At 26.0% G+C, this 12,435-nt stretch carries 14 protein-coding genes; 6 read left to right on the forward strand and 8 right to left on the reverse strand.

Annotated elements, in window-relative coordinates; translation table 11 throughout:
• The first annotated feature begins 21 nt into the window (after nt 1–21).
• Both AC4FQ1_RS10615 and AC4FQ1_RS10620 read left to right on the forward strand, forming a co-directional pair.
• The gene (locus AC4FQ1_RS10615) at nt 22–522 is read left to right on the forward strand and encodes a TspO/MBR family protein (protein ID WP_491169641.1); all 501 of its coding nucleotides are present in this window, start codon (nt 22–24) and stop codon (nt 520–522) included.
• A gap of 89 nt (nt 523–611) precedes the next feature.
• Nucleotides 612–2,582, forward strand: a complete 1,971-nt coding sequence (locus tag AC4FQ1_RS10620) for a DNA topoisomerase (protein ID WP_491147646.1) — start codon at nt 612–614, stop codon at nt 2,580–2,582.
• Nucleotides 2,583–2,617: 35 nt separating this feature from the next.
• On the opposite strand, the gene AC4FQ1_RS10625 is transcribed toward AC4FQ1_RS10620, so the two are convergent.
• From AC4FQ1_RS10625 to AC4FQ1_RS10650, 6 genes are all read right to left on the reverse strand, one after another.
• A complete protein-coding gene (locus tag AC4FQ1_RS10625) occupies nt 2,618–3,334 on the reverse strand; it encodes an LrgB family protein (RefSeq protein ID WP_303130367.1) in 717 nt (238 codons plus the stop codon).
• Nucleotides 3,318–3,704 (reverse strand): CidA/LrgA family protein, encoded by a 387-nt coding sequence (locus AC4FQ1_RS10630; RefSeq protein WP_303130366.1) that lies wholly within the window; start codon nt 3,702–3,704, stop codon nt 3,318–3,320. Before AC4FQ1_RS10630 ends, AC4FQ1_RS10625 begins: the two co-directional genes overlap by 17 nt.
• A gap of 199 nt (nt 3,705–3,903) precedes the next feature.
• Nucleotides 3,904–4,692: an ABC transporter permease gene (locus AC4FQ1_RS10635; RefSeq protein ID WP_491169685.1), complete on the reverse strand. Its 789-nt coding sequence runs from the start codon at nt 4,690–4,692 to the stop codon at nt 3,904–3,906.
• Entirely contained in the window at nt 4,688–5,455 is a 768-nt protein-coding gene (locus AC4FQ1_RS10640) for an ABC transporter ATP-binding protein (protein ID WP_303130364.1), read from the reverse strand. The genes AC4FQ1_RS10635 and AC4FQ1_RS10640 overlap by 5 nt, the downstream gene beginning before the upstream one ends.
• A 78-nt stretch (nt 5,456–5,533) precedes the next feature.
• Nucleotides 5,534–6,550, reverse strand: a complete 1,017-nt coding sequence (locus tag AC4FQ1_RS10645) for an ABC transporter substrate-binding protein (protein WP_303130363.1) — start codon at nt 6,548–6,550, stop codon at nt 5,534–5,536.
• An 81-nt stretch (nt 6,551–6,631) separates the two neighbouring features.
• Nucleotides 6,632–7,603: an acyltransferase family protein gene (locus AC4FQ1_RS10650; RefSeq protein WP_491169642.1), complete on the reverse strand. Its 972-nt coding sequence runs from the start codon at nt 7,601–7,603 to the stop codon at nt 6,632–6,634.
• A 144-nt stretch (nt 7,604–7,747) separates the two neighbouring features.
• On the opposite strand from AC4FQ1_RS10650, the gene ppaX reads away from it, so the two are divergent.
• From ppaX to AC4FQ1_RS10665, 3 genes are read left to right on the forward strand one after another with little or no spacing between them, the layout of a single operon-like run.
• Complete coding sequence (gene ppaX, locus AC4FQ1_RS10655) at nt 7,748–8,383, forward strand: pyrophosphatase PpaX (protein WP_491147641.1); 636 nt, start codon at nt 7,748–7,750, stop codon at nt 8,381–8,383.
• 12 nt (nt 8,384–8,395) lie between these two features.
• Nucleotides 8,396–8,734 carry an arsenate reductase family protein gene (locus AC4FQ1_RS10660; RefSeq protein ID WP_491147640.1) on the forward strand — a complete coding sequence of 113 codons (339 nt, stop codon included), beginning with the start codon at nt 8,396–8,398 and terminating at the stop codon, nt 8,732–8,734.
• 2 nt (nt 8,735–8,736) lie between these two features.
• Nucleotides 8,737–9,402 (forward strand): flavin reductase family protein, encoded by a 666-nt coding sequence (locus AC4FQ1_RS10665; RefSeq protein ID WP_491147638.1) that lies wholly within the window; start codon nt 8,737–8,739, stop codon nt 9,400–9,402.
• A gap of 26 nt (nt 9,403–9,428) precedes the next feature.
• Here the strand turns inward: AC4FQ1_RS10665 and AC4FQ1_RS10670 are convergent, their stop codons facing one another.
• Nucleotides 9,429–10,751: a D-alanyl-D-alanine carboxypeptidase family protein gene (locus AC4FQ1_RS10670; RefSeq protein ID WP_491169643.1), complete on the reverse strand. Its 1,323-nt coding sequence runs from the start codon at nt 10,749–10,751 to the stop codon at nt 9,429–9,431.
• A 174-nt stretch (nt 10,752–10,925) separates the two neighbouring features.
• Here AC4FQ1_RS10670 and AC4FQ1_RS10675 point away from each other — a divergent pair, with 174 nt between their 5' ends.
• Nucleotides 10,926–11,678, forward strand: a complete 753-nt coding sequence (locus AC4FQ1_RS10675; RefSeq protein ID WP_491169644.1) for a polysaccharide deacetylase family protein — start codon at nt 10,926–10,928, stop codon at nt 11,676–11,678.
• A 25-nt stretch (nt 11,679–11,703) separates the two neighbouring features.
• Here AC4FQ1_RS10675 and AC4FQ1_RS10680 read toward each other — a convergent pair whose 3' ends face one another.
• A complete protein-coding gene (locus AC4FQ1_RS10680) occupies nt 11,704–12,432 on the reverse strand; it encodes a type 1 glutamine amidotransferase (protein ID WP_491169645.1) in 729 nt (242 codons plus the stop codon).
• Between the last annotated feature and the right edge of the window lie 3 nt (nt 12,433–12,435).

Raw genomic sequence — 12,435 nt, forward strand, 5'->3', positions numbered from 1 at the left:
ATAAAATTTTTGAGGTGATTTATGAAGAATATATTTAAGGTAAATGGTAAAGTTAATATAATTTCATTAATAATAAGTTTTTTAATTACTTTAGGTGGAGGAATTATAATTGGCATTTTAACTAAAAATTCTAGTATTATATATGAGCAAATAACAAAACCAAAATTTTCACCACCTGGATATGTATTTGGAATTGTCTGGCCTATATTATATATATTAATGTCAATTTCTTCATATAGAGTTTATATGAAACTTAAAACAGAAAATAAAAGTTCTTCAGCAATTTTATTATATATAATACAATTGGGAATTAATTTTTTATGGCCTATAATCTTTTTTATGTTTAAGTTATATGGTGTATCTTGGATAATACTTTTAATACTAATAATAATTTTAAGTATTGTTATTGTAAAGTTTTTTAAGATAGATAAACTAGCTGGAATTTTATTAGTTCCATATTTAATATGGTGTATATATGCATTGTATTTAAATATATCGATTTGGATACTTAATGAAATGTAAAACAATTCATTTGGAAAAATCATAAATTCATAGTATAATTTTAATAAGCCCTCTTTTGAGGGTTTATTTTCTTTGGAAAGGAAATAATTATGGGAAAATCTTTATTTGTAGCAGAAAAGCCATCAGTGGCTATGGATTTTGTAAATTTATTAAAAGTTAATGGTAAACGAAAAAATGGATATATAGAAAGTGACAATGCAGTTTTTACTTGGTGTGTAGGACATATGGTAACAATGTGTTATCCTGAAGCTTATAATGAAAAACTTAAGTATTGGAATCTTAGGGATTTACCTTTTTTACCAGATAAGTATAAATATGAGGTGATAAACTCAGCTAAAGGTCAATTTAATGTTGTAAGTACATTACTTAATAGAAATGATATTGATAAAATATATGTTTGTACTGACTCTGGAAGAGAAGGAGAGTATATATATAGATTAGTAGATGATTTATCTGGAAATCCTAAAAAAGAAAAGCTTCGTGTATGGATTGATTCACAGACAGAAGAAGAAATAAAAAGAGGAATAAAAGAAGCAAAACCTTTATCAGAATATAATTCTTTAGCTCATTCAGCATATCTAAGAGCTAAAGAAGATTATATAATAGGAATTAATTTTTCAAGACTTCTAACATTAATATATGGAAAGCAGCTGTCTAATATGTTAAAGAAGGATAAATCTTCAGTAGTAGCAGTTGGAAGAGTAATGAGTTGTGTACTTGGAATGGTGGTTGATAGAGAAAGAGAAATTAGAGATTTTAAGAAAACATCATTCTATAAAATATTAGGTAGCTTTAATAGAGAAGAAAAAGAAGAAGAAATTCAGGCTGAGTGGAAGGCGTTAGATAATTCAAGGTTTAAGGATTCACCAAAGCTATACAATGAAGGTGGATTTAAAAAAAAGGAAGATTGTATAAGTTTAATAAAAGATCTTGAAGAGATAGAAGAAGGAATAATTTCTAATATAAAAAGAACAAAAGAAAATAAAAATGCGCCTCTTTTATTTAACTTAGCTGAATTACAAAACGAATGTTCAAGGAAATTTAAAATAAGCCCAGATGAAACTTTAAATTATCTTCAAACTCTTTATGAAAAGAAGATGGTAACATATCCAAGAACTGATGCAAGAGTGTTATCAACTGCAGTAGCAAAAGGAATTAAAAAAACTATATTTAAAATTAGTAAAATGAATATAGGTGAAGAACTAACTTTAGCTACAAAAAATATACTTGATAAAAGTTGGGAGAAAACTATATTAAAAAGCAAGTATGTTGATGATAAAAAAATTACAGATCACTATGCTATAATACCAACTGGGGAAGGTAATAATGTAATAAATTCTTTAAAAGAAATAGAGAAAAAGATGTATTTTTTAATTCTTAGAAGATTTATCGCAATATTTTATCCAAAAGCTCAATATAGCAAGCAAGCAATTACCATAACACTTGGAAGTGAATCTTTTTATACAACTAAAAAGGTTTGTGTAGAAAGAGGTTATTTAGATATTTTAGAACCTAATAAGGAAAGCAATATGGATGAATTTCCAAAAGATTTAAAAAAGGGTCAAAAAGTTTTAGTAGATTCTTTAGAAATTAAAGAAGGGGAAACTAGTCCGCCAAAAAGATTTACAACAGGTTCTATAATAATTGCAATGGAGAATGCAGGTAAGCTTATAGAAGATGAAGAGTTAAGAGAACATATAAAAGGTGCAGGAATAGGAACATCAGCTACTAGAGCTGAAATTCTTAAAAAACTAATAAATATAGAATACATAAAATCAAACAATAAGACACAAACTCTTACACCAACAGAGTTTGGAGAAATGATATATGAAGTAATAAATATATCAATACCTTCTCTATTAAATCCAAAGCTTACTGCATCTTGGGAAAAAGGATTGAAGTTAGTTTACGAAAAGAGTATAGAACCAGAAGAATTTATGATTAAATTAGAAGATTATACTAAGCGTTCAGTTTATACTGTTTTTAAAGATAATAAAATAGGAAATTTAAATAGAAAATTACTGAAAGTTAAAAATATATATACTGAAAATAAAAAATAAAAGAAACTTACCATAGTTTGGTAAGTTTCTTTTATTTAATGAATAATTAAATTATATACAAACATTGCAATGTTAAGAGCAAGTGGAGCAACAAAAACTGTCATCATTCCAGCGATACCAATTGAAAGTGAACTCATGGCACCTTCAGTTTCTCCAAGTTCTAATGCTTTAGTAGTCCCAACTGCATGAGATGCAGTTCCAAGTGAGATTCCTATTGCTATTTTGTTTGTAATTCTACATATTCTACATATTGTAGGTCCTATAATAGCACCAATTATTCCAGATAATATAATTGCAAGTACAGTAACAGGAACTAAACCGTTAAATTCTTTACTTATGGCAATACCTATTGGTGTTGTTACAGACTTAGGCATTAATGATACTATCATAGATATGTTAAGTCCTAAAGAATGAGATAATAGTATTATTGAAAATATCCCAATTAAAGTTCCTAAAAATATTCCTATAAAAATAGCTATTGCATTTTGCTTAAGAAGTTCAATTTGTTTATAAAGTGGAACTGCAAGTACTACAGTTGCAGGTCCTAAAAACATATTAATAAATTGAGCTCCTGAATTATAGGTATCAAAGTTTACATGAAATACAGTTAAAACTGCAATTACAATTACTATTGCTATAAGTAAAGGATTAAATAATGGTATGTTTGTTTTTTTATAAATCGCTAGCCCAATCTCAAAAGCTATAAGAGATAAAACTATACTAAAAAATACGTTGCTAGTTATCAAACTCATCTTCCTTAGATCCTTTCTTTGTTTTATTTAATAGGTTTACTATAAATTGTACTATAAGTCCAGTTGAAGCGATTATTACTGCTGTTGTAATAACACAAACAACTAATATTTGAACAAGATTAGCTTTAATAATTCCAAGAGAATTCATTAAGCTAACCCCAGCTGGTAAGAAAAAGAAAGCTAAGTGATCTAAAAAGAAGTTTGTTAAAGTTTCAACTTGGCTAACTTTTATTATTTTAGTACAAAGGCATATTAATAGTAATAAAAGACCTATTATATTTCCAGGTATAGGAATATGAGTAAGTGCAACTATTACTTCACCAATTAAATAAATTCCGAAAATAATAAGTGCTTCTCTAAATAATTTCAAGTTAATCTCTCCTTGTATTTTTTGTACCTTATTAATGTATCACTTTCATTCAATTAAGTAAACCTTAATACAATATAAATAAATATAGAGAATTTATAATTTGTAAACACTGTAAATCCTCTATATTTCAGTATGAAATGGTTATCTATTGTAAATAAAGTATAAGAAAAAATAAAAGTGAATATATTGTTAATAATTTTTATGAGTGTTTAATATACTTATTTTCTAGCAAAGCTACCAATTTATACATTATAAAAGCAATTAAAGATAAAATTACTATACTCATCATAACCATATCAAGTTGAGATATTTGTCCACCAAATATAATTAAGAACCCAAGACCTTCTCTTGCAACTAAAAATTCTCCCATTATAACACCAACCCATGAAAGACCAACATTTATTTTAAGAGAAGATATTAATACTGGAATATTATATGGGAAAATTAAATATTTAAGTTTTTGAATTTTTGAAGCTTGGAAGGTATCCATAAGAAGTAATTTTTCTTTATCTATTTCATTAAATCCTGTTAATACACTTATTATAGTTGTAACTAAGGATATTAATAGAGTAATAACAATTATAGCACTTGGTCCATTTCCAACCCAGAATATAATTATTGGAGCTAATGCAACTTTAGGTAATGCATTTAATACAACTAAATAAGGGTCTAAAACTTTAGAGGTTAAAGGACACCACCATAATATTATTGCAATAAAGGTTCCAAGTAGTGTACCAAGTAAGAAACCAACAATAGTTTCAGCACAAGTAACATATATATGTCTCCACAAAGTTCCATCTGATATAAAACCTATAAGAGAGCTAATCATTCTACTAGGAGATGATGTTAAAAATGGATCTATCCATTTAAAATCAGCAGCAATTTCCCATAGTATAATGAAAAATAATAAAATACCAATTCTTAAAAGAGTAACTTTTAATTTTTCTCTTTTTAAACTTTTTATATAATTTTCATGTTCATTACTAATCATTATAATCATCAAGCTCCTTCCATAATAAATCAAAGTATTCTTTAAATTCATTTTCTTTTCTTCTATTAAAAGGAGTTAAATTATTATTTTTAAAAGATATATTAATTTCTTTTTTTACTAAAGCTGGTCTTTTAGTTAATACAATTATTCTATTTGATATAGATACTGCTTCAGCTATATCATGAGTTACCATTATTGCTGTTTTTCCTTCTTGCTTTATTATACTAAACATTTCATCACATATATTAAGACGTGTTTGATAATCTAAAGCAGAAAATGGCTCATCAAGAAATAAAACTTTAGGATTCAATGCAAGAGTCCTAATAAGAGCAACTCTTTGTCTCATACCACCTGATAATTCGGTTGGTTTATGATCTTTAAATTTAGTTAATTCATAATTTGATAGTAAGGTTTCAACTCTAGCTATTGTTTCATCATTAAGAAGACCTTTTATTTTTAATCCTAAGGTTACATTATTCCAGACTGATGTCCAATCAAACAAATGATCTTTTTGAAACATATATCCAATTTTATCTAAATTATTTTTTATATTATCTCCATCGAAAGTTACAGTTCCACTAGATTGATTAAGTAATCCACTCATTATATTTAAAAGAGTAGATTTACCACATCCAGAAGGACCTAATATACTTAGAAAATCTTTATCATTTACATCAAAGCTAACATCTTTTATTGCTTCTGTTTCTGTCTTTAAAGAATGATAGCACATTCTTATATTTTTAACTTCTAATAATGCCATAAATTTCACCACCTTATTAAATATATGTATTAAGAGGATAGCTAAAATTAAATTAATAATCTATCCTCTTTATAAATTTTATTTATTTACAACTTTTTCTGCGAAAGAGTTATTTACTATATCAGTAAATGGTGGACGAGTTTCTATTAATGATTTATCATAATCACTAATAACATCCATAAGATGATTTAAACCTTCTTCACTTATGATAGGATTATCATATAAAGCATCAATTTCTTTATAGTTATTTATAACAGAAATAATTATATCTTTGTCAGTTCCAGGGAAGAAGGAAATTATAGAATCAGATATTTCTTCTGAAGAATGTTCTTTAAACCAAGTTTGACCTTTATATATAGCTCTGGTAAATTTTTCTATAACATCTGGATTATTTTCTATATATGATTTAGTTGCAAAGAAAGAAGTATAAGGCATTTCACCAGAGGATTGTCCAATAGATGCAACTATTTTTCCGCTACCTTCTTTTTCAAGCATTGATGCTGTAGGTTCGAACAATGCAACATAATCTGCAGCTCCAGATTTAAATGCTCCAGATGTTGCAGTAAAATCTATATTAGTTACCATAGTGACATCTTTATTAGGTACGATATTATTTTTATTTAAAACATACTCTAAAGCCATTTCAGGAACACCACCAGGTCTTCCACCTATTATTTTTTTACCTTTTAATGATTTCCAATCAAAATCTTTTTCATCTGACTTGGACACTAAAAAAGAGCCATCACGTTTAGTAAGTCCTGCAAAAACAACAGGAAAATCTTCGCGACCTTGATTATAGATATATACAACTTGCTCAGGACCACAGAATCCTATGTCTGCATTTTTAGATAAAACATTTTGCATTACTTTATCAGCACCTTGACCAGTAGATAAATCTATATTTAATCCTTCTTCTTCAAAGAAACCTTCATTTATTGCAACGTACATAGGAGCATAAAAAACAGAACGTACAACTTCATTAAGTTTAATAGTTTTTAAATTAGATTGATTATCTTCTTTTTTACATCCAATTAATGAAATACATAAAGATAATATTAAAGTACATAAAAGTATTAGTTTAGATTTAAATTTCATAAAGCATCCCTTCTAAAATATTTGTGTATGATTTATAGTATGACAAATTGTGATATAATGTTAAATTAAAAAAAGACCAAATTAAAGAATTTTGGTCTTTCTTGTATTAATAAAAATTTTAAAATTAAGATAAAATTCAGATATAGTTATTGTAAGTAAAACTATTAATAGTTCAGATATAATAAGAGTTATTATATTATCGTATTTTGTGTAACCATATCCAATTAAAATATAACTAATAGCGCCGTGGAGAAGATATAATATTAATGAGTTTCTTCCAAGTGAAGATATAATAGTTTTTCTTTCAGGAATTAAACATAAAATGAATGATCCAATTATTAAAGAGCCTAAATAATGAAAACACCTAATAAATAATGGAAAAAATAGATTATCTGAAAAATTACTATAAGGCTCAAATTCAAATAAAAGTTCTATTTCTATTTTATTTGATAAAATATATAATACAAATAAAATAATACAAGATACTATTAAAAGTTTAAATTTATGCTTTTTAAGAATATCTATATAATTTTTATTAAAAGACATTCCTAAAATGAAAAATGGAAAGAAAAATAATGTTCTAGAAAGGCTTCCAACACTATTTACGCTATTATCAAACCCAATAATTAATGAAACTAAAATAGAACATATAATCCACTTTTTTTTATTTGTTACATAATCAGATAAAATATACCAACATGTTAAAGATAATAAATACCAAAGAGTCCATTGTGAATGCATAAATTCAAATTCATAACCTTCATTGCCTAAAATATATTTATAAAAAATTATATAGGAAAGTTGCGCTATAATATATAATTTAAATGTATATTTAACTTTTTCAACTGTTGTTCGACTACTAAGCTTAGAGAAGTAGCCAGATACAAAAGTGAATAGAGGCATATGAAACATATAAAGAAAAAGTATAAAATAATGAGTATTTATGTTTTTAGGGTTAGCAAGCTCTAATGAATTTCCTATTATTACAAATAATATAAGAAAACCTTTTAATGTATCAAAATAAAAATCTCTAGATTTAACTGATGTATTCATAAAATCCCTCCCGAAATCTCTTAGGAAATAATAGCATAACCACATATAAAATACAATAAAGCTAATGTGAATTTTATATAGTGTTAGTAATAATATATAATCTTTGATATAATAGCTTTGAATTAAATAGAGAGGATGAAAAAGATGATAAAAGCAGTATTATTTGATTTAGATGGAACCTTACTTGATACTAATGAATTGATATATAAATCTTTTGTTTACACATTTAAAGAAGGATTAAATAGAAATCTTTCTAAAGGTGAAATAACTTCATTTTACGGACAACCTTTAGAAGATACTTTTAAAAATTATATAAATGATAACAACGAAATAGATAGATTAATAAAGATGTATAGAGAATATAATGAAAAAATTCATGATAATATGTGTTATGCATTTGATGAAGTAGAAGAAATGCTACTACAACTTAAAAATAAAGGAATTAAAATAGGTATAGTAACTTCAAAAAGAGAATCTTTGGCAAAAAGGGGTATGGAGATAGCAGGAATATTAAAATATATGGATGTAATAGTTACTCCTGAATGTACTAAAAACCATAAACCACATAGTGAACCAGCGTTATATGCTATAAAAAATTTAAATATAGATCCAAGAGAGGCAATTATGGTAGGAGATAGCAATTTTGATTTAATTTGCGGAAGAGATGCTGGATGTAAAACTTGTGGAGTAAGATATACAGAAATGGATATAAAAAGATTAGAAGGTACAAATCCAGATTATTTTATAAATTCACCTAAAGAAATTTTAGATTTAGTTTAAAAGGAGAAAAAAATGAATATTCAAATATTCGGAAAGAAAAAATGTTTTGATACTAAAAAGGCAGAGAGATATTTTAAAGAAAGAAAAATAAAATATGCATTTATTGATATGAATGAAAAAGGAATTAGTAAAGGGGAATTAAATAGTGTAAAAAATTCTATTTCATTAAATGAGTTAATAAATGAAAAAAGTAAAGATTATAAGTCTTCAAACATAGATAAAATAAGAAGTAGTGATATGAAAATAGAAATATTACTTAAAAATCAAAGCTTAATTAAAACACCTATAGTTAGAAATGGAAAAGATGCTACTGTAGGATATAAACCTGAAATATGGAAGGAATGGGAGTAAAAATGAAAAAGAGAGATTTTAAAGGAAGTGTAGTATTAAACCCAGTTCCTGTAGTATTAATTTCTTCAAGAAATAATGAAGGAAAAGATAATGTTTTTACAGTTGGATGGGTTGGAACAGTATGTACTAGGCCACCAATGCTTTCTATATCAATAAGACCAGAAAGGTTATCATATGATTACATAAAAGAAAGTATGGAGTTTGTAGTAAATATACCTCATGCAGGTATGACAAAGGAAGTAGATTTTTGTGGTGTTAGAAGTGGTAAAAAGATTGATAAAATAAAAGAAATGAAATTTACCATGAAAGAATGTAGTAATATAAATGCAGCGTATATTGAAGAATGTCCTATAAATATTGAGTGTAAAGTTAAACAAATAGTATCACTTGGAAGTCATGATATGTTTATATCAGAAGTTTTAAGTTCACATATAAATGAAGAATTGATTGATGAAAAAGGAAAAATTCATTTTGAAAAAGGAGATCTTCTAGCTTACTGTCATGGAGAGTATTATAAATTACCTAGAAAATCGCTAGGTTCTTTTGGATATTCAGTAATGAAAAAGAAGAATAAACAAGATAAAAAAGATGAAAAATTAATTTTAAATAAAAAAAGTAAAAAGAATAAAAATAGTTTAATTAAAAAGAAAAAGTTAAATAAAAAATAAAAAAGAGAGATTAACTCTCTTTTTTATTATCTTCTAAATCTTTTTTTGTAGCTTTTTCCATAGCTATAACTGCTTCTATAACGTCTTTTATTATAACGTCTTTGGTTAATTAGTCTAATAATAAATATTATTAAAAGAACTATTATAACAATTCCTAAAAGTATTCCTAAATATGCAAATATATTAGCTTTAATTAAAGTAAATGTAGATATTCCAACACTTCCTTTTAATGATTGAGTATATTCTTTAACAGAAAGAGTAAGTGTTAAATTATCATCTGATGCAACAGACCATGCATTGTCATTATTAGAGTTTAATGATATTTCTGCATTTTTTTCATTAAAGCTATTTTTATAAAGCATAGCATTTTCTGATAGAGTTACAGGTGCTTCTATAGTTTTTTCAGGGCCGAAAAATCTAAACATTTTATATTTTAAGTTTACATTCTTTACTTCGCTTCCAGCAGCTTTATATACAGAAGGAGTTGCAGCAAAGCTGTAGTCCATTATTTTATCCATATCAGCATATCTTGTTGAATCATCAGCACTTACTGCTGAATTAAGAACAATACCTATAATATCTCTACCATCTCTATTATAAACAGCAGCTAAGCATTCACCAGCTTGATCAGTTGTTCCTGTTTTACCAGCTATATTTCCGTTTTTACCTAATGTTTTATTTCTGTTTGTTAATTTTACAGTTTTACCACCTATAGATATAGTAGCGTCTTTGCATCCCATTACTTCTTTAACCCATGGATTTGCAAAGGCTGCTTTAGTAAGTAATGCTAAGTCGTAAGCTGTTGAATAATGATCAACATTATGTAATCCATTTGGTGTTACAAAGTGGCTATTTTTCATTCCGATTTCTTGTGCTTTTTTATTCATAAGCTGAGCAAAATTTTGAGCGTTTCCAGCAACAGAATCAGCTATCATATATGCAGCATCATTACCAGAAAACATTAATAAACCCTTCATGACATCATCTGCTGTCATAGTATCTCCAACTTTCATAGTAACTCCATGCCAATTTGAATGTAGCGAATATGGAGGTTGGGATTTAGCATCTTGAGTAAATTTAATTTTATCATATTTTTGTGCATGATCTGCAAAAACTAATGCAGTTAGCAATTTAGTTATACTTGCAGGATATGCTTTTGCATTTGCGTTTTTTGAGTAAATAACCTCGCCTGTTTTTAAATCCATAGTAATTGCATATTTAGCAGTTATATTAGGATCACTTGGTAATTGAGTATCTGCAAATGATTTTATTAATCCTAAAGGAGATAATAAACACATAGCAAAAACAATTACCATTGTTTTAAGTAAAAATCCTTTCTTCTTTAACATTTTTCCACCTCGTTCTAAAATTTTGTCAAAACAATGGACGTACATACAAAAAAGTATAACATTTTATTAAATTAATAACAATAAACAACAGGTTAAAATAGGTATTAAAATTATTACAATAAAATTAAATAAAAAAATATATTATAGGCATAATAAAGTTAAGGGGGTGATAATATGAAAATGTTTAGAAATACAATTTTAAATTTAGTAATTATATTTATTATGATTTTTAACTTTACAAGTATAAACACTATGGCCTTAAATTCACAAAATAAAACAGTTTATTTAACTTTTGATGATGGACCTTCTAATGGAAATACAAATAAAATATTAGATATTTTAGAAAAAAATAATATAAAAGCAACTTTTTTTGTAGTTGGTAATAGAATTTCTGCAAATAAATCAATTATAAAAAGAGCAAAAAATTTAAATATGGCAATTTACCCACATTGTAATAATCATGATTATGATAAAATATATTGCAGTAAAAATTCATATTTAAAAGATTTAAATTGTTGTAAAAAAAATATGATAAATATTCTTGGTAAAAATTGTAGTGATTTTAGATTTGTAAGATTACCAGGTGGTGCTACAAATACAGTTTGTAAAAAGGAAGTTTTAAACAATATAAAAAATGAAATAAAATCTCAAAATATAATGTATATAGATTGGAATGTAGATTCAGGAGATGCTGTTGCTAGAAATGTATCAAGCAATATAATAAAAAATAATATGAAAAATTATTCAGGTATATATAATGTTGAAGTAGTTTTAATGCATGATAGTGGAGATAAAGAATCAACAGTAGATACTTTGCAAAGTATAATAAATAATTACAAAAATAAAAATTATAAATTTAAAACATTAAATAACATATCAAAAGAAGAGATAAATTATTTAAAAAAGATAAGAGTAATAAATAATTAAAATAAAAAATAACCATATTATATGGTTATTTTTTTTCATTAAATCTTTTAATAATTGTTTCTTTAGCTTTAAGTTCAAGATCATTATTTAATGGTTCTAGATTAACATTACCATATTTATGTGATAATGCAAGTTCTAATAATTTATCTGCAAGTTCAGGATTTTTTGAAAGTAAAGATCCGTGGAAGTAAGTACAGAATGTATTTTTGTATATACAACCTTCATTTCCATCTTCACCATTGTTTCCATAACCTTCAATACATTTTCCAAGTGGTTTAAGTCCATTTGTATAAGTTCTACCAGAATGATTTTCAAATCCAACATAAGTTTGATTAAATTCATCATTTTTTATTATAGTATTTCCTATAAAACGAGTATCTCCACCTTCTGTATATATATCTAAAATACCAAGACCTTCAAGTTTTTCACCATTAGGTGCTCTATAATAATTACCAAGTAATTGATATCCTCCACAAATAGCAAGTAGAACTTTTGAGTCTTCAACATATTTTGTTAAAGCAGCTTTCTTATTCTTTTTTAAATCTTCAGAAACTATTGATTGTTCATAGTCTTGGCCACCACCAAAGAAAACTATATCATAATTATCCCCATTAAATTCATCATTTATAGAAACATCAAAAACATTGACTTTTATTCCACGGCTTTCAGCTCTAGCTTTAAGTATTAATATATTACCTACGTCACCATAAACATTTAATAAGTCAGGATAAAGATGACAAATATTTAATTCCATAAA

Source organism: Clostridium sp. TJA020 (assembly GCF_058310295.1).

Coding starts and splice junctions, on each gene's coding strand:
- AC4FQ1_RS10620 (WP_491147646.1), top strand. CDS start 612: ATGGGAAAATCTTTATTTGTAGCAGAAAAGCCATCAGTGGCTATGGAT.
- AC4FQ1_RS10660 (WP_491147640.1), top strand. CDS start 8,396: ATGAATATTCAAATATTCGGAAAGAAAAAATGTTTTGATACTAAAAAG.
- AC4FQ1_RS10645 (WP_303130363.1), bottom strand. CDS start 6,550: ATGAAATTTAAATCTAAACTAATACTTTTATGTACTTTAATATTATCT.
- AC4FQ1_RS10615 (WP_491169641.1), top strand. CDS start 22: ATGAAGAATATATTTAAGGTAAATGGTAAAGTTAATATAATTTCATTA.
- AC4FQ1_RS10675 (WP_491169644.1), top strand. CDS start 10,926: ATGAAAATGTTTAGAAATACAATTTTAAATTTAGTAATTATATTTATT.
- AC4FQ1_RS10640 (WP_303130364.1), bottom strand. CDS start 5,455: ATGGCATTATTAGAAGTTAAAAATATAAGAATGTGCTATCATTCTTTA.
- ppaX (WP_491147641.1), top strand. CDS start 7,748: ATGATAAAAGCAGTATTATTTGATTTAGATGGAACCTTACTTGATACT.
- AC4FQ1_RS10625 (WP_303130367.1), bottom strand. CDS start 3,334: ATGAGTTTGATAACTAGCAACGTATTTTTTAGTATAGTTTTATCTCTT.
- AC4FQ1_RS10670 (WP_491169643.1), bottom strand. CDS start 10,751: ATGTTAAAGAAGAAAGGATTTTTACTTAAAACAATGGTAATTGTTTTT.
- AC4FQ1_RS10665 (WP_491147638.1), top strand. CDS start 8,737: ATGAAAAAGAGAGATTTTAAAGGAAGTGTAGTATTAAACCCAGTTCCT.
- AC4FQ1_RS10680 (WP_491169645.1), bottom strand. CDS start 12,432: ATGGAATTAAATATTTGTCATCTTTATCCTGACTTATTAAATGTTTAT.
- AC4FQ1_RS10650 (WP_491169642.1), bottom strand. CDS start 7,603: ATGAATACATCAGTTAAATCTAGAGATTTTTATTTTGATACATTAAAA.